The sequence below is a fragment of the Pseudomonas sp. GW821-FHT03E01 genome (assembly GCF_059420765.1).
Genome location: NZ_JBWKUI010000001.1, coordinates 41,210 through 66,116 on the forward strand (window position 1 = coordinate 41,210; position 24,907 = coordinate 66,116).

Genomic DNA, 24,907 nt, shown 5'->3' on the forward strand with positions numbered 1-24,907 from the left:
CAACATTTGCCTGGCTCTTGCAAAAGGACGTCGCCCTTTGTCTGTCAAAACATCCCTGCTCAACAGGTCATTCCGTGGCTTGCTGTTCGATATGGACGGCACCGTCCTCAACTCCATCGCCGCCGCTGAGCGGATCTGGACTACCTGGGCCGTGCGCCACGGCGTCGATGTCGAAACCTTTCTGCCGACCATCCATGGCGTTCGCGCCATCGACACCATCAATCGCCTGGCGTTGCCAGGGGTAGATGCCGAAGCTGAAGCGGCGTGGATCACCGAGGCGGAAATCGATGATGTGGAGGGGATTGTCGAGGTGTCCGGCGCGGCGAATTTCCTCAAGTCGCTGCCCGCCCACCAATGGGCCATCGTCACCTCTGCGCCGCGGGCCCTGGCGTTGCGCCGAATGGCCGCGGCCGGTATTCCCGAGCCGGGCGTGATGGTTACCGCCGAAGACGTCAGCGCCGGCAAGCCCGATCCTGCGGGCTATCGGCTGGCGGCTGGTCGACTGCAGGTGGACCCAGCCGAGTGCCTGATCTTCGAAGACGCCGACGTCGGAATTCGCGCAGGTGAAGCGGCGGGTGCCAACATCATGGTCATCACCGCGACCCACGTTCATCCCCTTCAGACCCGGCACGCCACACTGGCCAGTTATGACTCGGTCACGAGCCATGTGGATGCCAATAACCTGATCCGTTTACACTTTTTGTAATCGACACGGCCCTGATGCGGTCAGTTCAGTAGATCCCCGGAATCAATCGCCAGCTACGGGCGCAATAAGCTTCGTATTCGTTGCCGAACTGCGAGCGTAACAGCGCTTCTTCAGAGCGAATGCGGGCGATCAGCGGTATCAACATCAGCGCCACCAGCAGTAACCCGACACCGGAACGAAAGGCCAGCGCCCAGCCCACGCCATTGATCAGCAGCCCCAGGTAGCTGGGGTTGCGCACATTCCGATAAATTCCGTCGGTGACCAGACGGTGTCCTGGCTGAATCGCCACTAATCCGCTGAAGCGCTTGCCCAGTACAAACACCGGCCACATCCGCAACGCGCCGCCGCCAATGAACAGCAGCGCACCCAGCCAACGCACGCCCTCGCCACCGAAGGTCCAGAAGTCGATCCGGTCGGTGTAGGCCGGCAGATACCCGCTCAACAACCCGAGCACCCCGAAAACCGGCAGCACCCAGCGATTGGCCCGGTCTTCACGTTCGCCAGTGCTCAAATTGCCCTCACTGAACAACGACACGATCGCCATCACCAGGGTCGCAAGCGCAATGACCACCAGCGGTGGATGCGAGAAAAACGCCGCCAACCCGCCCAGCCCGAACACCGCGAGAGCGAGGTAGGCAAGGGTGCTGACGAGGGCCAAAAACGCGAGTTTGGCTGAGATTTTCATAACTGATCTCGCAAAAAGGGCATATCACCAGTGTAGAGGGCAGCCCGTTATGAGAGCGGTAGTCGTCGAGCAGGGTGAACTAAGCTTGGATAAGGATGAGCCTGTCCGTTCACTTCCGGCCCGTTGAAAGATCTCAACGCGCCGGTGCTGTCACAAGGAGCACACGATGCTTCACATCAGAACGCCCCTGATTCTGCACCCGGGTCTGTCGACTCCGACCCGGCGAATCTGGCTCAAGCTGGAAAACCTGCAACCCAGCGGCTCGTTCAAACTGCGCGGCATGGGCCTGTTATGCAGTCAGGCGGCAGAGCAGGGCAAGCGCAAAGTCGTCTGTCCTTCCGGTGGCAATGCCGGTTTGGCCACGGCGGTGGCCGCCGCCAACCTTGGGCTGAAAGCCTGCATCGTGGTGCCGAACACGACCCCGGAAACCACCCGCGCCAGGATCAGAAAAACCGGTGCCGAGGTGATTGTCCATGGCAAGGTCTGGGACGAGGCCAATCAACGGGCGAAAGAACTCGCGAAGGGCGCAGACACCGAATACGTGCCGGCTTTCGATCACCCGGTGTTGTGGGAAGGGCACAGCACCATGGTCGATGAAATCCTCGAGGACTGTCCTCAGGTCGATGCGTTGGTGACATCCGTGGGGGGCGGCGGTTTGCTGGCGGGCCTGCTCACCGGCCTGATCCGTCATCAGCGCATGGATTGTCGGATCGTTGCGTGCGAAACCCAGGGGGCGGCGTCGTTCGCTGCCGCCATCGCTGCCGGGCACCCGGTCAGACTGCCGCGCATCGACACCGTTGCCACGTCACTCGGCGCCGCGCAAGTGGCCGCTTGGCCGGTGCAGCACATCCTTGATTTCCCGCATGAATGCGTGGTGCTCAGCGATGATGAGGCGATCATGGGCGTGGTTCGTTACGCCAACGACCTGCGCCAGTTGGTCGAACCGGCGTGTGGCGTTTCATTGGCGATTGCCTACCTCGACCATCCGGCAATTGCCGAGGCCCATGACGTAGTGATTGTGGTGTGCGGCGGCGTCAGCATCAGCGCGCAGTTGGTCGCCGGCTGGGCACGCCTGTCTGCCGGGGTCGAAAAACACAGCGTTGAAGCAAGGTAGGGCTGTCACTAGCCCTACCGCTTACGTTTCAGACTTTATTGACCGGCTGGAACACCTTCTTGAACGAGGATCGCTCTGGCCAGGTCTTCATCGCTGGCCTTCAGGTCGGGATGATTCTGGCGAATTTCCTTCAATACCGACTCCAGGTAAACGCCACGGATCGTGCCGCCGCTGGCGACAAAACTGGAGGCGTCATCCCGGGCGGGAATGACCATTTTGTGATCCTTGAACGTTGAGTACAGCGATGCGGATACCCCGGCTGAGGTGGCGACATCGCCCGCATCCACACGGGCCATGGCTGAGCCAAAGGGCAAGCAAAGCACGAGTGAAGATACTAAAAACAGACGGCGCATGACGGCGTCCTCCGAAGCGTGAAGCGTAAAAGAAGTAACACATAATTTAGGATGCCCGGCGGTGGTCAGGAGTTCCCTGCCGATCGACATATGCCTCACTCAATTCCAGCCAGATCTACCGTCATGCGACCCGTAGCGGGAGCATCGATGCTCTCGACCGAGCGCTCACCGGCGCGTTCGAGCAGCGGATACGCCAGGGCGGCGATGTGGTGATGCATGCGCCGGTAATCACGCAGTACCCGCTGGAAAATATCACCGGATTGCGCCCAGGCACTTTTGTCTTCCTGCAACTGGCGAAAGTGCTCGCGGCTGGCGCAGGCTTCGAGCCTTCTGACGGTCTCCTTGCGCTGGATCAGTTGATGGGCGGTGGCGATGTCTTCGCGCAGGAACACGGTGATCGCCAGGCTCAGGCTTTCCAGAACGGCGTCGTGCAGCGGGGCGATGTTGCCCAGTTCGAAGGCCGAGAACTGTTCACCCCGACGCAAGCGGCGCATGGCCAACTGCGTGAGGCTGCTGGAAAGAATGTCCGCGGCATGTTCGAGGTTGATCACGAACGTGAGGATTTCCTGGGAACGATCAGCATCGCTGTCACTGATGCCTTCCTTGCCGATGTCGGCCAGATAAGCGCGAATTGCCGCGCTGAGCAGGTCCAGGGATTGATCGATCCGCTGCACTTCATCGGCGCAGGCCGGTAGCGATGTGTGGAACAGCTGCAGCATCCGGCCGAGCATGGTCGAGAACATGTCGGTCATGCGCAACGCTTCGCGAGCGGCATTCGACAGGCCGATGTTGGCCACTTCCAGGCCGGCCTCGTCCAGATAGCACGGCATGCCGGGATCGACATCCCGCTCAGGTGCCGGCAGCAGTCGGGTGAGGGCATTGGCGAGTACGTCGGTCAGACCGATGAACACCAACGCCAGCAGTAGATTGAAACCGGTGTGCAGGCACACCACCAGGGTCGAGGGCGCGAGCGGCGCCTGAGCGAGCAACCCGGCAAACGGCAAGGCCGCCAGAGCACCGACCGCACGCACCAGCAGGTTGCCCAGCGGCAGGCGTCGGCCGACGCTCGATCCGGCGTTGATGACCGAGGGCAGCGCACCGCCAATGTTCACCCCCAGCACCAGCGCGACGATGGTGCTGGCCGAGAGCATGCCAGTGGCGGCCAGCGAGACGATCAGCAACACCACGGCCACGCTGGAGTGGCACAGCCAGGTGAGGATCAGCGCCACCAGCAGTGCAATGACCAGATCGCCCTCGAGGCTCTGCATGATCAGCTGGAAGATCGGCGTGCCTTCGACTTCCGCCAATGTGGAGCCGAGCATGTGCAAGGCCAGGAGCATCAGCCCCAGGCCGATCAGTGCACAACCGACGCTTTCGTAGCGCGAGTCATCGCGCAGACGAAAGACGATCAGGCCCGCCAGCAAAACGCTGGGCGTGAGCATCGACACATCAACGCTGAGCAATTGCACCACCAACGTCGAGCCGATGTTGGCGCCGAGCATCACCGCCAGGGCCGGCGCCAGTCCCAGCGTCCCGGCGGCAGTGAACGAGGTCGCCATCAGGCTCACGGCGGTGCTGCTTTGCAAGACCCCGGTGATACCGATCCCCGACAGCAACGCCATCCAGCGGTTGTTCAGGTTGTGGCCCAGCCACTGACGCAGCGGCGTGCCGAAGCCGCGTAACAGCGCCGAAGAAATCATATGAGTGCCCCATAGCAACAGGGCAATGGAGCCGGCGAGGTTGATCAGTAGAGTAGTTCCCGACATGAGGGCTCTCCCTTGTTTCGTATTGCATTTATTGAAGGCCCGGAACCCGGCTCGTGGTATCTGAATAACACCCGTGATTGTGGTGTTACTTGATGGTCCGCAACTAATTCCAATAATTCAGATTTTTTACGGGCAATAAGAAGTTGTCGGATTCCCGTTTAAGGAAACCGTTCTGGAAGGACTTTGAAGTGCCTTCAGATCAACTGAAAATGCATGCCCCGATAGACAGGCCGAGCATCAGGCTCGCCTGCTGGAAGAGGCGCGCGATGCGCCGACTTTGTGGGTCCTGACTGTCGTCGAAGCTCCAGCGTTGCTGAAGCCGGCCGGTTGTCGGGCAGACACGCCAGTTGGCACGAGGGCGCACCTTGGCGTGGGTAGAAGGGGCGGAGAACGGGGCGCAGAGCCGAGTCGTCGGCAGACGCTCACGGCAGGGCTTGACCCGCATGGTCGATGCAAAGGCGCGTACGCCCGGCAGTACAGTGGTTTTGAAGTTCATAACATGCCTCTGGGCCGGAATGATTCCGGTGAGGCAAGTTACGGTGGAGCCTCAAGCTCTAGCGCAGCTCACCCGACCGAAAAGTCGAGGCCCGTCATTGTCTGGGTTATGTGCCAGATCCTGCGTGTGAGCAGTCATCCGACAGCGACTAGATACTGTGTCCATTGAATTCTTTTGTGAGTTGAAAAAAGCCGTTGTTATCGGCCGGCGCAATTTACTCAGGCAGGTTGGCAAAGTCAATCGCCGATAGCCGGTTAAGGTTGTGTTGAAGGGGGGAAGTTGGAAAGTGTTCAGGTCAATGACAGTTAATTGTTATTTTGAATGATCGTTAAATGGGAAATTAAACATAGAGTGTGAACGCCACGTAGCAGACCGTATGAAGTCATGCTGGCGATATCCTCCAGCCTGATCGATTATCGCATCCAGGGCTGGCTTGAATGAGTGGAGGGCAGGTGAGCGTCGATATCGAATGCGTGGTAGTCGGGGCTGGCGTGGTCGGCCTGGCGGTGGCCAGAGCCTTGGCCCGGACCGGACGAGAAGTGATCCTGGTCGAGGCGGGCGAGGGGATTGGCGTGGGCATCAGCTCGCGCAATTCGGAAGTGATCCACGCCGGGATCTATTACCCGAGCGGCAGTCTCAAGGCGCAATTGTGCGTGGAGGGCAAGCAACGCCTGTATACCTTCTGCGATGAGCGCGGTGTCGATTACCGGCGCCTCGGCAAGCTGATCGTGGCCACCGATGACCGTCAGCGCCATGCCTTGCAGGCGTTGCTGGAGCAAGGCCGGCGCAACGGTGTCGATGACCTGCAATTACTGGATGCCGGTCAGGCACGAGCGCTTGAGCCGGCGTTGTTTTGTGTTGCAGCGCTTTGGTCACCGTCTACCGGGATTGTCGATTCCCATGCCTTGATGCTGGCGCTTCAGGCCGATGCCGAAGCCTGGGGCACCTCGGTGGCCTTTCATACGCCGCTTACATCGGCCCGTTGTACCGAACAGGGTTTCGAGCTGCACATGGGGGGGACTCAGCCGATGACCTTGAGCTGTCGTGAACTGATCAACTGCGCCGGACTGTCTGCGCCAGAGGTGGCGAGCCGGATCGAAGGCTTGCCGGCGCGGCACGTGCCCAAGGCCTGGCTGTGCAAGGGCAGCTACTTCAGTTTCAGCGGCCAGGCGCCGTTCCGGCATCTGGTTTATCCAGCACCGGAAAGCGCCGGGCTGGGCGTGCACATGACCCTGGACCTGGGTGGTCAGGCCCGTTTCGGGCCGGATGTCGAATGGGTCGAGCAGATCGATTATCGCGTCGACCCCCATCGTGGCGAAGGCTTCTATCAGGCGATCCGGCGCTACTGGCCGGCGTTGCCCGATGACAGTCTGCAACCGGCCTACAGCGGCATCCGCCCGAAAATCAGCGGGCCGACCGAGCCGGTCGCCGACTTCATCATCAGCGGCCCGGACATTCACGGCGTACCGGGCCTGGTCAATCTGTTCGGCATCGAATCGCCGGGGCTGACCAGTTGCCTGGCATTGGCCGAACGGGTGGTGCAGCGTTTAATTCGCAATGAAACGCTGTAGCAGCTGGCGAAGCCTGCGTTCGGCTGCGCAGCAGTCGTGAATCCTGCGCACGTGGTTTATCTGACCCACCCGCAGCGTATGGTTTAGCGACTGCTGTGCAGCCGAACGCAGCCTTCGGCAGCTGCTACAAAGTCGTGCGGCGCAACCGATGATCAGGGTTTAGGCTGCAACCAGCTGCGAGGACTATTCTTGGCAATGCGCCCATCGCCATGGGAGATCTCTGATGATCAACGTACGCACTGCCCGCATGCTCGCCGATTACAAGCGCTGGGCCGATCAGCGACTCTTCGACAGCCTCATGGCGCTGCCACCTGAGGAACTCAATCGCAAACGGGTGTCGGTGTTCAATAACATGATCGGCGCCTTGAACCACACCTATGTGGTGGATTGCATCTGGCAAGCTCATCTGGAGGGCCGGGGGCACGACTTCAAGACCTCCCATGGCCTGCTCCATACCGAGCTCGCCGAGTTGCGAATGGCGCAACAGGAGATTGATCAATGGTTCTGTGGCTGGAGCTCGGCCCAGACCGAGGAGTCGCTGGATAAACCCATCGAATTCACCTCCATGTCGGGGGAAAGCGGGGTCATGAGTGCCGGCGCCATGCTGTTGCATGTGGTCAACCACGCCAGCTATCACCGGGGCTGGGTGATTCAGATGTACTTCGACATTCCGGCCATACCGCCGATCACCGACCTGTCAGAGTTTTTGCGCGAGGTTCCCGGGTATTGAGTCGAGCCCTGGCCCGATAACAGCATAAATCCGCTGTGGGAAGTGGCCCTGTGGCGAGGGGGCCGCTCTCACATTGATCTTCTTTGTTATGGAGATTGGGTCAAGCCTGGGGAATCAGGTTCTGCCGGCAATCGAGCACCAACCGCGCACCCCCTAACTCACTGCTGTCCACCTCCAGCGTAAACCCATGCAGGCTGGCAATCGCGGCTACGATCGACAGGCCCAGCCCGAATCCGCTTTGCGGGTTGCCGCCTTCGGCGCGATAGAAACGCTGAAACACCGCCTCGCGCTCGGCCGGCGCAATCCCGGGGCCGGAGTCGAGCACTTCAATGCGCGTGTGCCCCGCGTCATTCACCCCACGCAAAATCACCTGGCCACCTGGCGGGGTGAATTTGATCGAGTTGCTCAGCAAGTTCGCCACGGCTTCAAACAGCAGAGCGCGGTCGCCGTTGAGCCCGGGCAAGGATTCGGGCATTTGCAGTTCAAAGGTCAGTTCGCCTTCTTCCGCCAGCGGCAGATAAAAGTCATGCAACTCCCGCAGCAACGGCACCGGGTCCAGTCGCACGAACCCCGAACGGCGCTGGCGATCCTCCAGTTCGGAAATCCGCAACAAGCCACGGAAACGCGCCATCAAGGTGTCCGCCTCGCCGAGCACCGAATCCAGTTGCACGGCCAGCGTCGAGCCTTCATCGGCCTGCTGCTGAATCCGGTACAGCTGCGCCCGCAGACGAGTGAGCGGCGTGCGCAGGTCATGGGCGATGTTGTCGCACACGCCCTTGACCTCATGCATCAAGCGCTCGATGCGTTCGAGCATGGCGTTGACGATGGCGGCGAGCATGTCCAGTTCGTCACGGCGATTGGACAACGGCAGGCGCCGGGTCAGGTCGCCGGCGACGATGGCTTCGGCGCTGGCCTGGATCGCCCGGATCCGCCGCAGCGGGCGCCGTCTCAATAAATGCCAGCCGGCGATGCCCGGCAAAATCGTCAGCGACACGCCCCACAACAGCGCGTGCAGGATGATCCGGGTCACGGCAAACAACGAACCGTTGTCCCGCACCAGCACCAGCCAGCGGCCGTCCAGGGTTCGGGTCGCGACGGCGTCGCAGCTGTCGGCGGGCAGGGTCGGGTCGTCGGATTCGGCGCAATCGCCGAGCATGTGAATTTTGCCGTCCAGCGGCAGTTCTTCGGGGATCTGGCGCAAGGCGCCGCTGAGGTAGCGCTGCTGGTCATCGAACAGGCCATAGGCATCGATGCCGCGAATGTCGAAGGTCATGCTGGCGGCGAGGGCATCCACCAGTTGCTCGCCCTGGAAGCGTGAAAACAGATGCTGACGTTGCATCAGCGAGTGTTTGGCGAGGGTGTCGAGGTAGTTGGACACCTCGTAATACATGACCCCCATGAGAATCGCGCTCCAGGCGACGAACAGCGAACTGTAAAGCGCCAGCAAACGGCTGCTGGAGGAACGCCAGCCTTTAGAGGGGTTCAGCAATGACATAACCCGAGCCTCGCACGGTCCGAATCAGTGGGGCTTTGCCTGGCGGGTCGATTTTCTTGCGCAGACGGCCGATGTGCACGTCGATCAGGTTGGTGCCGGGGTCGAAGTGATAACCCCATACTTCTTCGAAAATCATCATCCGCGACAGAATCTGCCCGGTGTTGCGCATCAGAAATTCCAGCAACTTGTACTCGGTGGGCAACAGCGTCAGCAACTGGCTGTTGCGTCTGGCCTCGTGGCTGATCAGGTTCAGCTCCAGATCGGCCACGCGCAACGTGGTGGCCTGGGCGGTCACGGTGTTCTGCCGGCGCAGCAAGACTTCGACCCGGGCGGCCATTTCATCGGTGGCGAATGGTTTGGTCAGGTAATCGTCGCCGCCGGCGCGCAAGCCACGCACGCGTTCATCGACGTCGGAGAGGGCGCTGATCATCAGGATCGGCGTGGCCACGCCCATGGTGCGCAAGGTGGTGACAATCGCCAGGCCATCGAGCTCCGGCAGCATGCGATCGAGGGTGATCAGGTCGTAGTCGCCGCTGACGGCGCGCTCCAGGCCTTCGCGGCCATTGTCGACCCAATCCACTTCGAGGCCGTGGCTGCTCAGTTCGGCGACGATTTCCCGGGCGGTCACGGCGTCGTCTTCGATGGTCAAAATACGGGTCATAGGGCTTGCCTGATAATCGGTTCAATACGAAGTTGAGGCATTTTGCCAAGAATTACATTCGGCTGATTAAATTAACTTTCATGTGGTCTCGTGAGGCTGGTCGCAACATTGATATCATCCAGCCATGACTCTAAATGGAAGCTGCACTGTGCGCACTTTAATGGTTCGTGGCTGGATGCCAATATTTGTGCTGTTGTGCCTGTTCGGTTCATCCGCCTGGGCTGCCAATACGCCGTGTTCGGGGAAGAAGGGCGGTATCGATCGTTGCGACGGCGATCTGTTCCTGTGCAATGACGGCTCCATCAGCGGTTCAAAGAAAAGCTGTTCGGCGATGTTTGGCACTAAAAGCCAGGCGCGGCCGCAGACGCTGTTACAGGAAACCGATGGCTGCGCCTGCGGTACCGGTACGTTCTGCACCGGGCCAAGAGGCGGTGTGTATTGCCTGACGCCCAGCGGCAACAAGAGTTACAAGCGCAAGTAATTCGTTTGCAGCCAAAAAACGCTTAGCGCAATGCTTAGCGTCGATGTTGGATAGGACGCAGGTGTTTTCACTGGCCTGGATCAATATTTCCTTCGGCGATATTTCCTAACATAAAAAGATCCAGCCCCATCTCGCGGTATTGACTACATTGCTTGGACGCGCAGCTGATGCGTTGTCGAAGTACCAGTGCAGACCTTCTCGTTGTTATTAGTCAGGTGGCCCGCAAGGTGTAGTGCAGCATGGAGCTGAAGAATCTCACCTGAACCTTTCACGGATGAACAATCGCAATGCAACGCATAAACCGAACCTTCGATATCCAGCCACTGGTGCGGGCGGATATGACTGTGTGCATCAATGGCCAGACTGTCAGCGCCGCCATCGGCGAAACCGTCCTGACGGTCATTCAGTCACTGGGCATTCGCCAGGTGGCCCGTAACGATCACGATCAAATCAGCGGTGCCTATTGCGGCATGGGCGTGTGCCAATGCTGCCTGGTGAAAATCGATGGGCGCCACAAACGGCGTGCCTGCCAGACGATCGTGCGTGAGGGCATGCGCATCGAAACCCGGGTCAACCGTATCGCCGGGCAGGAGGTTTTATGAGCCTGCAACCGGTGATCGTCGGCGGCGGGCCGGCGGGTATGGCCGCGGCCATTGAACTGGCGCGCCATGGTGTGCGTTGTACCTTGCTCGAAGAGGCTTCGCGTCTTGGCGGGGTGGTCTATCGCGGCCCCTTGCGCGATAACGTGCAACTGGATTACCTGGGGCCACGCTATTCGGAAGTGCTGGCCAAACTGCATGGAGAATTCAATGAGCATTCGGGCCTGATCGACGTGCGCTTGAACCACCGCGTGGTCGGCGCCGAAGGCACCCGGGCGTTGGTGGTGCTGGACATCAACGAGCATTTGCAGGAGGTCGAATACCCGCAGCTGCTGTTGGCTGCCGGTTGCCATGAGCGCAGCGTACCGTTCCCCGGCTGGACCTTGCCTGGGGTGATTCTGCTGGGTGGTTTGCAACTGCAAATCAAGAGCGGCGTCGTTCAACCCCAGGGGCCGGTGGTGATTGCCGGCACCGGTCCGCTGTTGCCGCTGGTGGCCTGCCAGCTACACGCTTCGGGGGTGAGCGTCGCCGGAGTCTACGAGGCGTGCGGGTTCGGCAAGATCGCTCGGGAAAGCCTCGCGCTATTGAACAAGCCACAGTTGTTCCTCGACGGTTTGAGCATGCTCGCGTACCTGAAACTGCACGGCATTCCCATGCACTATGGCTGGGGCGTGGTCGACGCACAGGGCGAGGATGAGTTGAGTTCGGTGACTGTCGCGCCGTACTCCAGCACCTGGGAGCCAGACCTGAGCCGCGCCGAACGGATTGCCGCGCAGACCCTGGCGGTCGGCTATGGCTTCATTCCTCGCACTCAACTCAGCCAGCAAATGGGCCTGGACCACGGCTTCAGCGATGACGGCTACCTGCGGGCCAGCGCCAATGTCTGGCAGCAAAGCAGCGAACCCCATGTGCATCTGGCCGGTGACATGGGCGGAATTCGCGGAGGCGAGGCGGCCATGCTCGCGGGACGAATCGCAGCAGTGTCGATCCTGCTGCAACGTGACGTGCTGGATGCGGAGCTGGCGCGTGTCAGACGTGACCGTTACCTGTCGAAACTCAAGTCCATCGTGCGCTTTCGCGCCGCCGTCGACCGTTACACCGAACGCGGTGCCGGGCAGACCGCATTGCCGGTCGCCGACACGGTGATTTGCCGCTGTGAGCACGCGACCCGCGCCGACATCGATCGGGCGCTGGAGCAGGGTGTGCAAGACCTGGCCAGCCTGAAAATGCGCACCCGCGTGAGCATGGGCGACTGTCAGGGGCGGATGTGCGTCGGTTATTGCACGGACCGTTTGCGCAAAGCCACCGGGCGGCAAGATGTGGGCTGGTTGCGACCGCGCTTTCCCGTCGACCCGATTCCTTTTTCAGCATTCCAGTCTGTCGGCACGGAGGCTGCAAGCCATGAGTAAGTTCTACGACGTGATCATCGCCGGCGGCGGTGTGATCGGGGCGTCCTGCGCCTATCAGTTATCCAAGCGCAAACACCTGAAAGTCGCGCTGATCGACGCCAAGCGACCCGGCAACGCGACCCGTGCTTCGGCCGGGGGCTTGTGGGCGATCGGTGAGTCGGTGGGCTTGGGCTGCGGGGTGATTTTCTTCCGCATGATGTCGGCCAATCGCAAGCGCGAAGCCCAGGGCGCGGCGGTGGCGGTGGACTCCAGCACGCCGCATATCCTGCCGCAGTCGTTCTTCGATTTCGCCTTGCAGTCCAACGCGATGTACCCGGATTTGCACCGGGAGCTGCAGGACAATCACGGGATGGATTTCAAGTTCGAGAGGACCGGCTTGAAATTCGTGATCTACGACGATGAAGACCGGCTCTACGCCGAGCACATCGTGGCGTGCATTCCGCACCTGGCGGATCAGGTGCGCTGGCTCGATCAAGCGGCACTGCGCGAAGCCGAGCCAAGTGTCAGCCATGAGGCGAGGGGGGCGCTGGAGTTTCTCTGCGACCATCAGGTCAGCCCGTTCCGCCTGGCCGATGCCTACACCGAAGGCGCGCGGCAAAACGGTGTGGACCTGTACTTCAACACCAACGTCACCGGGGTGCTGCATCACGGCTCGCAGGTCACTGGCGTGCAGACCTCCGAGGCCGGTGTGTTCCGTTGCGATACGCTGATCAACGCTGCGGGTGCGTGGGCCGCCGACCTCAGCGAGCAGGCCACCGGCATTCGCATTCCGGTGAAACCGGTGAAGGGCCAGATCCTGCTGACCGAGCGCATGCCGAAGATCCTGCGCGGTTGCCTGACCACCAGCGACTGTTACGTGGCGCAGAAAGACAATGGCGAAATCCTGATCGGCAGCACCACCGAAGACAAAGGTTTTGACGTGACCACCACCTACCCGGAAATCAGCAGCCTGGTGCAAGGCGCAGTGCGCTGCATTCCGGCGCTCGCCGACATCAACCTGAAACGTTGCTGGGCCGGGTTACGTCCTGGTTCGCCGGACGAACTGCCGATTCTCGGGCCGATGAAAGGCGTGCAGGGTTACCTCAATGCCTGCGGACATTTCCGCACCGGCATCCTGACCTCGGCGATTACCGGCGTGGTGCTGGACAAACTGGTGAATAACGAGCCGTTGCCGCTGGATATCACACCGTTTCTGGCGGATCGGTTTGAAGTGACGCCGGAGGTCGAATCGAAAGAAGCGCACATGGCTTGACCTCAACCTCACCACAGACGCGCGAGCGCTGTGGTGAGGGCGCTTGTGCCGTCACTCTTTAACGCTCATGAACTCCTTGGCCCAACGAATGTAGTCCTCCGGCTGCGTATAGGTATGCGTCAGTTCGGTGGCGTTCAGGTCGGAGGCTTGGGTGAAGATCTGGCGTTGTTCGCGCAGGCTGTCGTAAGTGGCTTTGATGGCGGCGAAGTAGGCGCCATGGCCGTCGATGGTGACGCGCACGCCCAATTCGGCCAGGCGTTTGTCGTCGCGCAGCAACGGGTTGCCGTAGGTGACCAGCATCAGCGGTACGCTCAGGTGTTCGGCGATCTGTTCCAGATGATCGAAATCCTGCACGCCCACCATGCAAATCCCGTCGGCCCCGGCCTGTTGGTAATGCAGGGTGCGGCTGATGATTTCCTGGACCGGCAGGATCCCTGCGTTGGTGCGGGCGATGATCGCCATTTCCGAGTCGACCCGGGCTTCCAGCGCCGCGCGGATCTTGCCGACACCTTCGGCGACCGTGATCAGGTCGGTGGACTTGCGACCGAATTGCGCCGGTAGCAGAGTGTCTTCGATGGTCAGGGCGGCCACGCCGGCGCGTTCGAGTTCGACGATGGTGCGCATGACATTGAGCGCGTTGCCGTAGCCGTGGTCGGCGTCGGCAATGACCGGCAATTGCGCCACTCGGCCGATGCGGGTGGCCTGTTCGGCGAACTCACTGAGGGTGATCAACGCAAAATCGGGGGCGCCCAATACCTGCAACGACGCCACCGAACCACCCAGGATTCCCACCTCAAAACCCAGGTCGGCGGCGATGCGTGCCGACATCGGGTCGAAGACAGAGGCCGTGTGGTAGCAGATGCCGGAAGCGAGCAGTTGGCGGAAATTACGGCGTAAATCTTGGTGAGAAAGCCTGGACATACGAGTTCCACCATATAAAGGAATGGAAGGGCTTGAGCAAAAGTGTCAACGCCGAAGGAACAAAAGGCTATCACGCGGGCGGGTAAAGGATGATGACGAATTTTTTTGGCAAGTGAACGCAAGATCTTTTCCGCTCACGCCGCTACCGCTTGCTGCTGTTGGTTGAGCAGCGGCACCGCGCGTACCGAGCTGCCGGGTTGCAATTGCAGGCGTTTGGCGGTGAGGCGGTCGACCACCAGGCTATTGCCCACCAGCCGCGCCCGGGCGGTGGTGATGCGGCAGTTTTCCAGGCGACGGTTGTGGATCAGCCATACCGGGGCCTGGTCGTCGGGCGTGCCGATGGCCAGCACCAGTGATTGGCTGTCGCGCACCGCGCGGATTCTCGACACCGGGGCTTCGATCACCGGGCCTGCGTCGAAGATGTCGATGTAACCCTTATGGGCAAACCCCTCGGCGGTGAGGATCTTCAGCGCCGGTTCGGTGTTGGGGTGGGGCTTGCCGATCACCGCCTGGGCCTGTTCGGTGAGCAGGCAGGTGTAGAGCGGCTGGCGCGGCATCAGTTCGGCGATGAACGCTTTGCTGCCCAGCCCCGACAAGTGATCGGCATGGCTGAAATCCATCTTGAAGAAGTGCCGGCCCAGGCTGTCCCAGAACGGTGAGCAGCCATGTTCGTCGGCACTGCCGCGCAGTTCGGCGATGAGCTTGTCGCCGAACAGCTGGGGGAATTCGGCAACGAACAGCAGTCCCCCCAGCGACAGCAATCGACCATTGCTGCCATAACGTTGATCGTGTCGCAGGAACAACGAGCAGATTTCCGATTGCCCGGTCATTTCGTTGTTGAGGAACAACGTGGGGATCTGGCGCTGAATGCCCAGGTCCGGCGATGAACTGACCGTGAGCCCGACCCGGTAGTTGTACCAGGGCTCACGCAGACCGACGGCCCCGATCAGGGCACTGACGCCGACCACTTGCTGATCATCGTCTTCGAGCACAAACAGGTAGTCGGCATCCGCGCGCTCGACCTGTTCGGCGAAAGTCCGCTGGGCCCAGCGCACCCGGTGGGTCAGGCGCTCTTCGTTGGCCGGCAGGGTAGTGAACCCGGGGCCGGCCCGTTGTACCAAATCCAGTAAAGCGGGCAGGTCGGTCATTTGAACCGGGCGCAAAATCATGATGCAGCTCCTTCTTCGCGCCTGCTCGGGCGCTGTCGTTGGGCTCGGGGCCGGTTGCCACTCACAGGGCGATCAGCCGGATCGCACTGGCGTCGGTCACGTTCAAGGCCGCGCACATCTCGGCGCTCAAGGCGATAGGTTGCCCGGCGCAGTAGTCCAGTTCGGCGACGATGGCGCGGTAGTCCTTCAACGAATCGTTGCTCACCAGGTAACTGCCACGGGCGTCGATGGGCGAGCCCGTTTGCACCGTGCCGGCCTGGCTCTGGGCGATGGAACGAATGCTTGAGGTGCGGGCGTACAGCGTCGGGCCGCCGTCGAACAGGTCGATGTAGCTGTTGGTCTCGAAGCCTTCGCGCTCCAGAATGTCGAAGGCCTCCTGGCCATCGGGGTGGATCCGGCCGATGCAATCTTGTGCAGCCTGCGACAGCATCGGCACGTAGATCGGGTATTGCGGCATCAATTCTGCGAGGAATGTCCGGCTCTGCAGGCCGCAAAGCCGCTCGGCCTCGACATAAGGCAAATCGAAGAAATGCTTGCCCAGCGCATCCCAGAACGGCGATTGCCCCTGTTCGTCGCTGTAACCGACGATCTCGGTGATCACCGCTTCGGCAAAACGTGCCGGGTGGGCGGCGATGAACAGCAGTCGCGCCCGGGACAGCAACTCGGAAAATGGCGTGCGCTCCAGTGCCGAGTCGATATGGAGACCGCGCAGCAAAGAGTGACCGCTGAGGTCTTGGCACAACGACAACGCCGGCACCCCATGCTCGATGTTCAGCTCCCGTGAGGCGCTGGTGAAATGGCGGTTGCGCAAACTGTAGAACGGTTCGCTGAACCCGGCGGTGGCGAGCACTTCCGAGCAGCCGACCAGACGGCGAGTCGTCAGGTTTTCCAGCACGAAGAAATAGTTCTCCGGACCTTGGCCCTGGACGTCTTTTTCGAACGAAGCACAGGAATCGAGAATTTTCTCCCTCAGGCGTTCGGTGTCGTCCGGCAAGGACGTGACCCCCACCAGACTGTCACGCGCCAGTTGCTGCAACTGGGGCAGGTCGGTTAACTCGACTGGACGTAAGACCAGCATGGACATACTCCTGTATCAAAGGGTTCGGCGGCTTGCACCGAACCTGACTATCACTGTCGGTTTCCACGCGTAAAATCGGCAGTCGCCTGAAATCATGTCAGACGTTGCTCTTTTTCTTGTCAGCCGTTGCTTGGGTCGGGCAGTGCGGTGCTGGCACCCAGTTTGTTGAGGAAGAACAGATAGACCAGGCCCAGGGCAATCCAGATCAGGCCGAGTTTCTGCGCATCGACGCCCATGTTGTACATGATGGCCGCGACGATGATGAAGCCGATGACCGGGCAGATCAGGTGACGGATCACCTGGCCGGATTGCTGCCGGCGCCAGTAGTAGTTGATCACGGTCAGGTGCAGCAGCATGAAGCCGCTCAGGGCGCCGAAGTTCACCAGGGAGGTGAGGGTGTCCACCGAGTTGATGAACAGGTAGCAGATCACCAGCGACAGCACCGCCACCAGATAAATGCTCAAGTACGGTGTGTTGTGTTTCGGGTGCACTTTGGCCAGCACTTTTGGCAGTTTGCCGTCTCGGGCCATGCCGAACAGCAGTCGCGAAACCGCCGCTTGGGAGGTGATGGCGACCGCCACACCCCAGGCCAGCGCGGTGGCCACGGCGGTCAGGGTGGCCAGCCAACTACCGGCGGCGATTTCGGCGATTTCATAGAACGCGGTGTCGGCGGACTTGAAGCCCAGGCCGGCGGCCAGGTCGGTGGCGATCCAGGTCTGCACGACGAAGATCACGCCCATCACCACCAGGGTAATCAACGCTGCTTTGCCGACGCTGCGGCCCGGATCGCCCTTGATCTCTTCGGCGAGGGTCGAAATCGCATCGAAGCCGAGGAACGACAACACCGCGATCGACACCGCTTGCATCAACAGGGCGAAGTTGAAGGTTTCGGGGTTGTACAGCGGCGCCAGGGTCAGCTGACCGTTACCGCCGCCACTGTGCAAGGCAGTCCAGGCGTAGAACAGGAAGATCCCCAGCACCACCAGTTGCGCCAGCAGGAAGATGATGTTCATCCGCGCGGTGAAGGTGATGCCCCGCAGGTTGACGAAAGTGGCGCTGACCAGAAAGGCCAGGATGAAACCGACTTTCGGGATGTCCGGGTACAAATGATTCAGCGCCATCGCCGCGTATCCGTAGAGCAGCGGCGGAATCAGCAGGTAATCGAGCAGCATCAGCCAGCCGGCGATAAACCCGACATGTTGGTTGAGGCCGCGTTGTGCGTAGGAATACACCGAGCCCGCCACCGGAAAGGCCCGGGCCATGCTGCCGTAACTGAGGGCGGTGAACAGCATCGCCACCATGCCGATGATGTAGGCCAGCGGCACCATGCCGGGTGCTTCGGCGTTGACGTAACCATACACGCCGAACGGAGCGATGGGGATCATGAAGATCATCCCGTACACCACCAGGTCGGTCAGTGACAGGCTACGTTTCAACTCTTGCCTGTAGCCGAATTCTTCAATGTCCATGAAGCCGTTCTCCTTGATATAAGCAGCTACACGCTGCGAGTTTGAAGCTGTTGCTATAGCAGCGGTGCCAGATAGTCGGTCCAGCGACTGACGTCCTCGGGGGTGCGCAGCAGGTCGTTGCGCACCTCGATCAGCACCGAGTCCAGCCCGCGTGCATCGCCGTGAACCGGTACGGTCATGTCACCCAGCGGATCGACTTTGTATGGCTGATTACCGGCGACTTTCAATGGGTGCCGGCTCAGGCCGTCGATCATTCGCTGGGCGTACTCCGTGGCCTGGCCGTACAACACGCCGACTTCCAGCGATCGCGGCTGGCCGTAATATATCGGCGTGAAACTGTGAATCCCCACCACTCGAACCGGTTTATTTTGCTCCACACGGGCGTCGATCAAGGTTTGCAGGCGTGCATGAAACGGTTTGAACAGGCAGTGCCGGCGGTATTCACGGGTGGCCTCATCCAGATCGCGATTGCCCGGCACCTGATAAATCTCGCTCTGCAACGGAATGCTGTCCGGCGCGTGGCGCGGGCGGTTGAGGTCGATCAACAGCCGCGAATAGTTGGCCGCCAACAGGGTCGCGCCCAGTGCTTCGGCCAAACCCTCGGCCAGCGCCAGGGCGCCGATGTCCCAGGCGATGTGTTCGCGGGCGGCCTCCTCGCTCAGGCCCAGGTCGTTTAACCCGTCCGGGATAAAACGACTGGCGTGTTCACACACCAGAATCAGCGGGTGCTCGGAAGCTTCCCGGCTCAGGGTGTAGGCAGGCCGGGTGTAGAGGCCCAGTTCGGCGGATTCAGTACAGGCGCGCATAGTGCTCACAGAGGTCGGCGGGCGAGAGCTGTTCCGTCAGCGTCAGTTCCTCGGTTTTCAGGGCGAAGTAGGTGTCCAGTAACGCGCTCGGCAGGGCTTCGATCAGCGCCTCGCTGTTGCGCAGGCAATCCAGTGCCCGGGACAGCGACGCGGGCAGGGCGACGATGCCGCGGGCATGGCGTTGCTCTTCGTTCAGGGAGTCAGGGATTTCATCGGTGATGGCGTTCAACGCCAGGCGCTGCTCGATACCCAGGCGCCCGGCGATCAGCAATGCAGCCATGGCCAGGTGCGGTGAGGCGGTGGCGTCCATGGCGCGAAATTCCAGGTTGTACTGCATCGCCACGGATTTGCCGCCCAGGCTGACGGTCGGGCAAATCCGCAGCGCCGCTTCGCGGTTGCGTTGGCCGAGGCAGGCGTAGGAAGCGCTCCAGTGGTGGGGCTGCAAGCGTTCATAGGAAACCGGCGTTGGGGCGGTGAACGCACAGAGAGCCGGCAAGTAATGCAGAACGCCGGCGGCCCAATGCTGGCCGAGGGACGACAGGCCGTTGGCGGTGCCGGCGTCATACATCATCGGTTGGCCGGCCATGTCTTGCAGGCTCACGTGCAAATGCACGCCGTTGCACACGGCATGCTCGGCCGTCTTGGGGGCGAAACTCAGGCTGAGGCCCATTTGCCGGGCAATCTCACGGGTGATCTCGCGCACGTTCACCGCGCGGTCGGCGGCGGCGACACCAAGGGCCGGGCGGCAGGTGATTTCGTATTGGTGCTTGCCGTATTCCGGCAGGAACATTTCCGGTTCGACGCCGCCGGCTCGCAGTGCACTGAGCAGCCAGCCGCCGAATTCGGCGCCTTGGCGCTGGGCTTCCAGAGAGAACGCCAGGTGCTCCGCCGCGCCGCTGTCGAGGTTGAATTCGTGTTCGAACGCGGCGTTGATCTGCAAACCCAACTCGTCGCGATAGCGCTCCACTTCGTTGCGCAACAGCGTACGAGGGCAGGCGCCCCACGGACGGCCATCGGTTTCGCGAATGTCGCCGTGAATGAAGTCCAGCGCCGGGGCGTCGGCATCCGGGCCGTTGTTGACGGTCACCCGGCTGCTCAAGTCGGGAATCAGCCGTAAATCCCCATAAGCGCCCCAAGGGTTGCTGGAGGCGATGATGTCTTGCGGGGTCAGGGCGCTATTGGCCGGCACCCAGCCGCAACCGGCCACTTGATAGGCATCGAGTTCGTCGGTGGGGAAGGAACGGCCGCGTGTCACGCCGATCAGGTCGGTGGTGACAATGGTGGTCATGGGCAGGGGTGACAGGCGTTCGCTCATGGCTGGATCTCCTGCAACCGGCCAAGCACAGTCTGGGTGTCGGTGATCCAGCAGTAGCCCTTGATGGCGTTCAGGCAGGCGTGATGCCGCTGTTCGGTGTAGGTGGCGCAGGCATCTTCGACCAGCGTTACCAGATACCCGCGGTCGGCGGCGTCGCGCACGGCCATGTCGACGCATTGGTCGGTGACGATGCCGGCGATGATCAGGTGGCGGGTTTCAAGGTTGCGCAGCACGTAGTCAATGCTGGTGGAGTTGAACACCCCGGAAGAGGTCTTGGGCAGCACGATTTCGTTTTCGGTCGGCGTCAGCTCTTCGATGATTTGCGCTTGCGGGCTGCCCTTGGGCAGGTGCATGTCCGAGAGTTTGTGGTCCAGCGAACGGTCGCGGCCATCGGCGGTGAGGCTTTCGATGAGTGTGTGCAACACGTTTTGCCGGGCGCTGCGAAAGGCATCGAGCAGCCTGCGTTGATTGGGCACCACCTGCGTGCGGGCGCGGGTCAGGAAGTAGTCGGCATCCGGTTCGTTGAGGTGTGGGTCGAACTGCGGTTCGAGCCAGGCACGTTGCATGTCCACCAGCAACAGCGCGGTGTGGTCGGCGGCAAACGGCAAGTCCCGGGGCGAATGGTGGGGGAGCATGAACATCCTTATTTATCCTCCAGCAGGTGAGTGTCGAAGTCGGCTCGCAGGGCATCGATGCCTTCCAGGCGATCGGCCAGATCGGGGCTGCGCAGGGTCAGGCAGGCAATCAGTGCTTCAACCTGGGCCAGCGCCGGCACTATCGAGTCGAAGGCCGACGCCGATTCCACCGGTGCGCTGATGATCAGGTCGGCTATTTCCCGCAGCGGTGATGCGTAGATGTCGGTGAACAACACGACGCGCGCATGTCGGCTCTTCGCGGCATTGGCGACCCGCAGGGCCTGGGACTGATAGCGGCGATAGTCGAACACCAGCAATACGTCCTGACGCTGTACGTCAAACAACCGGTCCGGTAATTGGGCGTTGTCTTCCAGGGCGAAACAGCCGGGCCGCAACAGGCGCAGGTGATTGAGCAAATAGTTGGCGAGGAAACTGCTGAAGCGACCGCCAAAGCAGTGGACCTGGTGGCGGGTGTCGAGCAGCCACTCCACCAGAATCCGCACATCTTCGGGCTGGGTCAGCGCCTGGGTTTCTACCAGTGCCCGATGGCTGTCTGCCAGATAATGACTCCAGGGGTCATCTTTCTTGAGTTGGGCGCGGGGCTGCAACAGGGTGCTGGGGGAGCGCAGGCGGTGATCCATGTCACTGAGCAAGGCTTCCTGAAAATCGGCGTAACCGCTGAAACCCAGCTTTTTTACCAGCCGCACGATGGTCGGATCGCTGACACCGGCATGTTCGGCCAAGCGTGACATCGGGCCCAGTCCGTTACGCGGGTACTGGTCCAGCAAGGCACGTATGACTTTGCGTTCCGACGGCGTGAAGTCCAGGCCGGGCTCGGTGATCAGGTCTCTGAGAGGGGGCATCCGGGCTCCTGCTGGATGGGTATGTCGGTTTCATTTCATAAAACGCTAAATTAGTATTTATGTAACGTGCGCTACATGTCTAGTTAATTTTTGTGCGGATTTTGAAAGCACTAAAATGGGGCAAAACCCCCGTGCGTGCGGGGCTGAGTGGATGTCGACAGGCTTTGTAGGACATCGCCCATAGAGGTGTGAGATATCGACCCAGCTCAGGAATAAAATGGGCGTTGTGAGCCCACGCCGTAGCAGCTGCCGAGCTCGCGAGGTTGCGTTCGCTGGTAGCAGCTGTCGAGCCCGCGAGGCTGCGTTCGGCTGCGAAGCAGTCGTAAACCCTGAGTGCACAGTGTGCCTGACGGATCACAGTGCCTGATTTTACGACCGCTACGCGGCCGAACGCAGCCTCGCAGGCTCGGCAGCTGCTACAAGGAAGGCGCCTAGAGTGCGTTTCTTGCGGCACAATGAACCGATTGTTCGCGGCATCGTGCCATCTTTCATCCCATCGACAGAGAGAACCTTCGTGCAGGCAACCCGCTTGACCCTGATTTGTCACGCTCGAACCGTCGCACAGAAACTGGCGCGTTTTCCTACGAATGAACCCGTGGAAATGGATTGGCAATCGGCGAAGGGCTCGCGCTGTCGTCTGTTCAAGCGAGCCCCCCGTTTACTCTGCGGCCCTGAACGGCGGACCCGGCAAACCGCTGAGCTGTTTGGCGACAACGTGGAGATTGTCACGGCATTGGGGGATTGCGATTTCGGACGCTGGAAGGGCACGTCGATCGACGATTTGCAAACATCCGAACCCGAGACGCTCCAGGCCTGGCTCAGCGACCCGACGTCGGCGCCCCACGGTGGAGAGTCAGTGGCGCAGCTCGGTGAGCGAGTGGCCGCGTGGATGAAAGCCCTTGAGGCGACGCCGGGGCATATCGTTGCCATCACCCATCCGTTTGTCATTCGCGCCGCGCTGATGCAGGTGTTGCAGGGCACCGGGTTCAACCAGATCGATGTCGAACCGTTGTCGGCCGTCGAGTTGCGGTTCAACGGTCGCTGGCGGTTACGCTTGACGGGCATGGACCCTGAAGGAGTGCTGTGATGAAAAGACTTCTGGTTATCGGTGTCGGCGCGGGCAATCCCGACTACATCACGATGCAGGCGGTGAAAGCGCTGAACCGGGTCGACGTGTTTTTCCTCATGGACAAAGGCCAGAGCAAAGACAAACTGATCGACCTGCGCCGCGAGCTCTGCGAGCGCTACATCACCGATCACGACTACCGCTTCGTTGAAGCCCACAGCCCGGAGCGTGAGCGCGGGGATGTGGACTACAACGCCAGCGTCGAAGACCTGAACCGTGCCAAGCAGCAGACGTTCGAGCGGTTGATCAATGAGGAAATGACCGACGACCAGTGCGCCGGTTTTCTGGTGTGGGGCGATCCGGCGTTGTATGACAGCACCATTCGGATCCTGCAGGCGATTCTGGCGTCTGGTCGTTGTCTGTTCGAATTCGAGGTGATCCCTGGCATCACCAGCGTGCAGGCGCTGGCGGCGCAACATAAGGTGCCGCTGAACAGCATCGGCCGCTCGATTGAAATCACCACCGGCCGACGGCTGGCGGCCGGCCAGGTAAGCGATGCCGACAGCCTGGTGGTAATGCTGGATGCGCAAGATGCCTACCATCACGTGGCTGATCAGGAGACAGACATTTACTGGGGGGCCTATCTGGGGACGCCGGATGAAATCCTGATCAGCGGCAAGCTCAAAGACGTGGCCGATGAAATTGAGCGGGTGCGCAAGGCGGCGCGGTTGGCCAACGGGTGGATCATGGATACCTACCTGTTACGCAAGCCTTGAACGCCGCCAACCGATTGATCAGTGTTCTTTGGCCTTTCTGATCCTGATCAAAATAAACAGCAGGATGCACAGCGCGAGCGGGGTCATGGCCAGCATGGCGTCCCGCGCGGAAATGTCCGCGCCCAGGGTGTGCAGGCCCGAGTAGAACAGCTTGAACAGGCTCAGCAAATAATAGGTGATGGCGATAATCGACAAGCCTTCGACCGCACGCTGGATTTTGATTTGGGTATCGGCGCGAGCGTTCAGGCTGCTCAGGATTTCCGAGTTCTGTTCTTCCATTTCAACCTGCACCCGCGCCTGCAGCAGATCCCCGAGGTTGGCCACGCTTTTGGCCAGCTGCTCCAGGCGCTGTTCGGTGACGTCACAGTACCTGACGGTAGGTTTGAAGCGTCTTTCGATGAAGATCCCGAGTCGCTGGCAATCGCCCACGTGAGTTTCCCTGAGTTCGCCCAAACGCTCGAAAACCAGCTGGGCATACGCTTGGGTGGCGCTGAAGCGGTGTCTAGTTTTCGCGGTGCTGCTGACCACTTGCGCCGATAAACTGGCGATATCAGTCAACAACGCTTTCGCATTGCCGGTATCGGGGCCGGCGTTACGTTCCGAAAGGTTGACCAATGTCTTATCGAAGACGTTGAGCTGAGCGCTCAAGGTTTTCGCGGTGGTAAGGGAAAGCGACGCCATCATGCGGTAGGTTTCGATTTCCAGCAGGCGGCGGATCATCCGGCCTTGGCGATAGGCATTCAGGCGCTTGTTGACGAACAGGAAACGGTTAGTGCCGTCCTCGCTCAGGCGAAAATCGCTCCAGACCGTCGCATCGCCACCGCCGATGCATGAGCCGCAAGGGTCTTTGAATCCATAAGCCGACAGATCGCCGGAAAACGACGCATCGTTGCGCACCACAATCTGCACGGCGTTGATCACGTGCTGCATGAAGGGTTCGACGCGGTCCATCAAGGTCTTGGGGGGCTGGCTCCAGTCAGGCTCCTGACTGGAAGAAGGCACCACCAGTGTCAGCGTCAGGAACTCAGCGTGCCGCTCCCACTTCAAGGCATGCCCTTCCAGCCTGGTGATGCCCTGGGCCGCATCCGGGTCGACGGGGCCGGGGCAGCAGCGACTCAGCAGGGTGTCGCATTGCCCGTCATTAGCCAGAAACGCCAAATGAAACACGTGGGCGGGCTCGTCGAAATACAGCGAAGGGCGCGCGTGCAACTCATTGTGCAGGGTCAGTCTTTGCGGGTGCATGCTGTCGAGGCCATGTTGGAGTTGTTTGTTCTTGGGACTGGGTGACCGATTCTTGAGTCACAAACAAACCCGAGCCATCGACCATCCGGTGGGCATTTCCACAACACCGTTGTGAACTATTCTTTCCCAAGTGGGCACCTTCAATGACGCCCACAGGGGATTGATATAAATCAAGGCCCAAGAGACTTTAAGGAGGGAGTCTGGGCTGAAGCCGGGTTGCTGACCTGGCGAAAACGCCATCGCTGTCCG

At 60.8% G+C, this 24,907-nt stretch carries 25 protein-coding genes; 10 read left to right on the top strand and 15 right to left on the bottom strand.

All coding sequences use genetic code 11. The features are described 5' to 3' along the window. The first annotated feature begins 37 nt into the window (after nt 1-37). A complete protein-coding gene (locus AC07VO_RS00170) occupies nt 38-706 on the top strand; it encodes an HAD-IA family hydrolase (protein ID WP_018928968.1) in 669 nt (222 codons plus the stop codon). 25 nt (nt 707-731) lie between these two features. Here AC07VO_RS00170 and AC07VO_RS00175 read toward each other — a convergent pair whose 3' ends face one another. After that, a complete protein-coding gene (locus AC07VO_RS00175) occupies nt 732-1,391 on the bottom strand; it encodes a methyltransferase family protein (RefSeq protein WP_064617588.1) in 660 nt (219 codons plus the stop codon). 166 nt (nt 1,392-1,557) lie between these two features. Between AC07VO_RS00175 and AC07VO_RS00180 the strand changes: the two genes are divergently transcribed. After that, nucleotides 1,558-2,505: a pyridoxal-phosphate dependent enzyme gene (locus tag AC07VO_RS00180; RefSeq protein ID WP_064617590.1), complete on the top strand. Its 948-nt coding sequence runs from the start codon at nt 1,558-1,560 to the stop codon at nt 2,503-2,505. Nucleotides 2,506-2,540: 35 nt separating this feature from the next. On the opposite strand, the gene AC07VO_RS00185 is transcribed toward AC07VO_RS00180, so the two are convergent. From AC07VO_RS00185 to AC07VO_RS00195, 3 genes are all read right to left on the bottom strand, one after another. Further along, nucleotides 2,541-2,858: a DUF2388 domain-containing protein gene (locus AC07VO_RS00185; protein ID WP_026286632.1), complete on the bottom strand. Its 318-nt coding sequence runs from the start codon at nt 2,856-2,858 to the stop codon at nt 2,541-2,543. A gap of 95 nt (nt 2,859-2,953) precedes the next feature. Beyond that, on the bottom strand, nt 2,954-4,624 hold the full coding sequence (locus AC07VO_RS00190) for a Na/Pi cotransporter family protein (RefSeq protein WP_192350339.1): 1,671 nt from the start codon (nt 4,622-4,624) through the stop codon (nt 2,954-2,956). A 199-nt stretch (nt 4,625-4,823) separates the two neighbouring features. Beyond that, nucleotides 4,824-5,120, bottom strand: a complete 297-nt coding sequence (locus tag AC07VO_RS00195) for a hypothetical protein (RefSeq protein ID WP_018928973.1) — start codon at nt 5,118-5,120, stop codon at nt 4,824-4,826. Nucleotides 5,121-5,572: 452 nt separating this feature from the next. Here AC07VO_RS00195 and AC07VO_RS00200 point away from each other — a divergent pair, with 452 nt between their 5' ends. Together AC07VO_RS00200 and AC07VO_RS00205 are read left to right on the top strand one after the other, a co-directional pair. Beyond that, nucleotides 5,573-6,691, top strand: coding sequence for an NAD(P)/FAD-dependent oxidoreductase (locus AC07VO_RS00200; protein ID WP_192350340.1), 1,119 nt, complete (start codon nt 5,573-5,575; stop codon nt 6,689-6,691). Between the two features lie 223 nt (nt 6,692-6,914). Next, nucleotides 6,915-7,421 carry a DinB family protein gene (locus AC07VO_RS00205; protein ID WP_018928975.1) on the top strand — a complete coding sequence of 169 codons (507 nt, stop codon included), beginning with the start codon at nt 6,915-6,917 and terminating at the stop codon, nt 7,419-7,421. A 100-nt stretch (nt 7,422-7,521) separates the two neighbouring features. On the opposite strand, the gene AC07VO_RS00210 is transcribed toward AC07VO_RS00205, so the two are convergent. Both AC07VO_RS00210 and AC07VO_RS00215 read right to left on the bottom strand, forming a co-directional pair. Next, nucleotides 7,522-8,916: a sensor histidine kinase gene (locus AC07VO_RS00210; RefSeq protein WP_018928976.1), complete on the bottom strand. Its 1,395-nt coding sequence runs from the start codon at nt 8,914-8,916 to the stop codon at nt 7,522-7,524. Then, nucleotides 8,894-9,577, bottom strand: a complete 684-nt coding sequence (locus AC07VO_RS00215; protein WP_064617594.1) for a response regulator transcription factor — start codon at nt 9,575-9,577, stop codon at nt 8,894-8,896. Before AC07VO_RS00215 ends, AC07VO_RS00210 begins: the two co-directional genes overlap by 23 nt. Nucleotides 9,578-9,737: 160 nt before the next feature. On the opposite strand from AC07VO_RS00215, the gene AC07VO_RS00220 reads away from it, so the two are divergent. The 4 genes from AC07VO_RS00220 (at nt 9,738) to hcnC (ending at nt 13,318) form a co-directional block, all read left to right on the top strand. Continuing rightward, nucleotides 9,738-10,058 (top strand): YdcA family protein, encoded by a 321-nt coding sequence (locus AC07VO_RS00220; RefSeq protein ID WP_018928978.1) that lies wholly within the window; start codon nt 9,738-9,740, stop codon nt 10,056-10,058. Nucleotides 10,059-10,345: 287 nt separating this feature from the next. After that, nucleotides 10,346-10,660, top strand: coding sequence for a (2Fe-2S)-binding protein (locus AC07VO_RS00225; RefSeq protein ID WP_018928979.1), 315 nt, complete (start codon nt 10,346-10,348; stop codon nt 10,658-10,660). After that, a complete protein-coding gene (gene hcnB / locus AC07VO_RS00230; protein WP_192350341.1) occupies nt 10,657-12,066 on the top strand; it encodes a cyanide-forming glycine dehydrogenase subunit HcnB in 1,410 nt (469 codons plus the stop codon). The genes AC07VO_RS00225 and hcnB overlap by 4 nt, the downstream gene beginning before the upstream one ends. Next, entirely contained in the window at nt 12,059-13,318 is a 1,260-nt protein-coding gene (gene hcnC, locus AC07VO_RS00235) for a cyanide-forming glycine dehydrogenase subunit HcnC (protein WP_018928981.1), read from the top strand. The genes hcnB and hcnC overlap by 8 nt, the downstream gene beginning before the upstream one ends. Nucleotides 13,319-13,369: 51 nt before the next feature. Here the strand turns inward: hcnC and AC07VO_RS00240 are convergent, their stop codons facing one another. The 8 genes from AC07VO_RS00240 to AC07VO_RS00275 form a co-directional block, all read right to left on the bottom strand. Next, entirely contained in the window at nt 13,370-14,239 is an 870-nt protein-coding gene (locus AC07VO_RS00240) for an isocitrate lyase/PEP mutase family protein (protein ID WP_192350343.1), read from the bottom strand. Nucleotides 14,240-14,373: 134 nt separating this feature from the next. After that, on the bottom strand, nt 14,374-15,408 hold the full coding sequence (astA, locus tag AC07VO_RS00245) for an arginine N-succinyltransferase (RefSeq protein WP_064617603.1): 1,035 nt from the start codon (nt 15,406-15,408) through the stop codon (nt 14,374-14,376). Nucleotides 15,409-15,469: 61 nt separating this feature from the next. After that, entirely contained in the window at nt 15,470-16,486 is a 1,017-nt protein-coding gene (locus AC07VO_RS00250) for an arginine N-succinyltransferase (RefSeq protein WP_495007415.1), read from the bottom strand. A gap of 119 nt (nt 16,487-16,605) precedes the next feature. After that, entirely contained in the window at nt 16,606-17,955 is a 1,350-nt protein-coding gene (locus tag AC07VO_RS00255; RefSeq protein WP_192350347.1) for an APC family permease, read from the bottom strand. Nucleotides 17,956-18,008: 53 nt separating this feature from the next. After that, nucleotides 18,009-18,761, bottom strand: a complete 753-nt coding sequence (locus AC07VO_RS00260) for an N-formylglutamate amidohydrolase (RefSeq protein WP_192350348.1) — start codon at nt 18,759-18,761, stop codon at nt 18,009-18,011. Beyond that, complete coding sequence (locus AC07VO_RS00265) at nt 18,745-20,076, bottom strand: type I glutamate--ammonia ligase (RefSeq protein ID WP_192350351.1); 1,332 nt, start codon at nt 20,074-20,076, stop codon at nt 18,745-18,747. The genes AC07VO_RS00260 and AC07VO_RS00265 overlap by 17 nt, the downstream gene beginning before the upstream one ends. Beyond that, on the bottom strand, nt 20,073-20,717 hold the full coding sequence (locus tag AC07VO_RS00270; RefSeq protein ID WP_192350353.1) for a cysteine hydrolase family protein: 645 nt from the start codon (nt 20,715-20,717) through the stop codon (nt 20,073-20,075). The genes AC07VO_RS00265 and AC07VO_RS00270 overlap by 4 nt, the downstream gene beginning before the upstream one ends. Nucleotides 20,718-20,719: 2 nt before the next feature. After that, nucleotides 20,720-21,574: a MurR/RpiR family transcriptional regulator gene (locus AC07VO_RS00275; RefSeq protein WP_018928989.1), complete on the bottom strand. Its 855-nt coding sequence runs from the start codon at nt 21,572-21,574 to the stop codon at nt 20,720-20,722. A gap of 514 nt (nt 21,575-22,088) precedes the next feature. Here AC07VO_RS00275 and AC07VO_RS00280 point away from each other — a divergent pair. Both AC07VO_RS00280 and cobF read left to right on the top strand, forming a co-directional pair. Further along, nucleotides 22,089-22,661: a histidine phosphatase family protein gene (locus AC07VO_RS00280; RefSeq protein ID WP_086945593.1), complete on the top strand. Its 573-nt coding sequence runs from the start codon at nt 22,089-22,091 to the stop codon at nt 22,659-22,661. Then, nucleotides 22,661-23,416 carry a precorrin-6A synthase (deacetylating) gene (cobF, locus tag AC07VO_RS00285; RefSeq protein WP_192350355.1) on the top strand — a complete coding sequence of 252 codons (756 nt, stop codon included), beginning with the start codon at nt 22,661-22,663 and terminating at the stop codon, nt 23,414-23,416. Before AC07VO_RS00280 ends, cobF begins: the two co-directional genes overlap by 1 nt. Nucleotides 23,417-23,434: 18 nt before the next feature. On the opposite strand, the gene AC07VO_RS00290 is transcribed toward cobF, so the two are convergent. Next, a complete protein-coding gene (locus AC07VO_RS00290; RefSeq protein ID WP_019651636.1) occupies nt 23,435-24,658 on the bottom strand; it encodes a DUF3422 domain-containing protein in 1,224 nt (407 codons plus the stop codon). Nucleotides 24,659-24,907: the final 249 nt, after the last annotated feature.

Coding starts and splice junctions, on each gene's coding strand:
- AC07VO_RS00175 (WP_064617588.1), bottom strand. CDS start 1,391: ATGAAAATCTCAGCCAAACTCGCGTTTTTGGCCCTCGTCAGCACCCTT.
- AC07VO_RS00180 (WP_064617590.1), top strand. CDS start 1,558: ATGCTTCACATCAGAACGCCCCTGATTCTGCACCCGGGTCTGTCGACT.
- AC07VO_RS00185 (WP_026286632.1), bottom strand. CDS start 2,858: ATGCGCCGTCTGTTTTTAGTATCTTCACTCGTGCTTTGCTTGCCCTTT.
- AC07VO_RS00190 (WP_192350339.1), bottom strand. CDS start 4,624: ATGTCGGGAACTACTCTACTGATCAACCTCGCCGGCTCCATTGCCCTG.
- AC07VO_RS00195 (WP_018928973.1), bottom strand. CDS start 5,120: ATGAACTTCAAAACCACTGTACTGCCGGGCGTACGCGCCTTTGCATCG.
- AC07VO_RS00205 (WP_018928975.1), top strand. CDS start 6,915: ATGATCAACGTACGCACTGCCCGCATGCTCGCCGATTACAAGCGCTGG.
- AC07VO_RS00210 (WP_018928976.1), bottom strand. CDS start 8,916: ATGTCATTGCTGAACCCCTCTAAAGGCTGGCGTTCCTCCAGCAGCCGT.
- AC07VO_RS00215 (WP_064617594.1), bottom strand. CDS start 9,577: ATGACCCGTATTTTGACCATCGAAGACGACGCCGTGACCGCCCGGGAA.
- AC07VO_RS00220 (WP_018928978.1), top strand. CDS start 9,738: ATGGTTCGTGGCTGGATGCCAATATTTGTGCTGTTGTGCCTGTTCGGT.
- AC07VO_RS00225 (WP_018928979.1), top strand. CDS start 10,346: ATGCAACGCATAAACCGAACCTTCGATATCCAGCCACTGGTGCGGGCG.
- hcnB (WP_192350341.1), top strand. CDS start 10,657: ATGAGCCTGCAACCGGTGATCGTCGGCGGCGGGCCGGCGGGTATGGCC.
- hcnC (WP_018928981.1), top strand. CDS start 12,059: ATGAGTAAGTTCTACGACGTGATCATCGCCGGCGGCGGTGTGATCGGG.
- AC07VO_RS00240 (WP_192350343.1), bottom strand. CDS start 14,239: ATGTCCAGGCTTTCTCACCAAGATTTACGCCGTAATTTCCGCCAACTG.
- astA (WP_064617603.1), bottom strand. CDS start 15,408: ATGATTTTGCGCCCGGTTCAAATGACCGACCTGCCCGCTTTACTGGAT.
- AC07VO_RS00250 (WP_495007415.1), bottom strand. CDS start 16,486: ATGCTGGTCTTACGTCCAGTCGAGTTAACCGACCTGCCCCAGTTGCAG.
- AC07VO_RS00255 (WP_192350347.1), bottom strand. CDS start 17,955: ATGGACATTGAAGAATTCGGCTACAGGCAAGAGTTGAAACGTAGCCTG.
- AC07VO_RS00260 (WP_192350348.1), bottom strand. CDS start 18,761: ATGCGCGCCTGTACTGAATCCGCCGAACTGGGCCTCTACACCCGGCCT.
- AC07VO_RS00265 (WP_192350351.1), bottom strand. CDS start 20,076: ATGAGCGAACGCCTGTCACCCCTGCCCATGACCACCATTGTCACCACC.
- AC07VO_RS00270 (WP_192350353.1), bottom strand. CDS start 20,717: ATGTTCATGCTCCCCCACCATTCGCCCCGGGACTTGCCGTTTGCCGCC.
- AC07VO_RS00275 (WP_018928989.1), bottom strand. CDS start 21,574: ATGCCCCCTCTCAGAGACCTGATCACCGAGCCCGGCCTGGACTTCACG.
- cobF (WP_192350355.1), top strand. CDS start 22,661: ATGAAAAGACTTCTGGTTATCGGTGTCGGCGCGGGCAATCCCGACTAC.
- AC07VO_RS00290 (WP_019651636.1), bottom strand. CDS start 24,658: ATGCACCCGCAAAGACTGACCCTGCACAATGAGTTGCACGCGCGCCCT.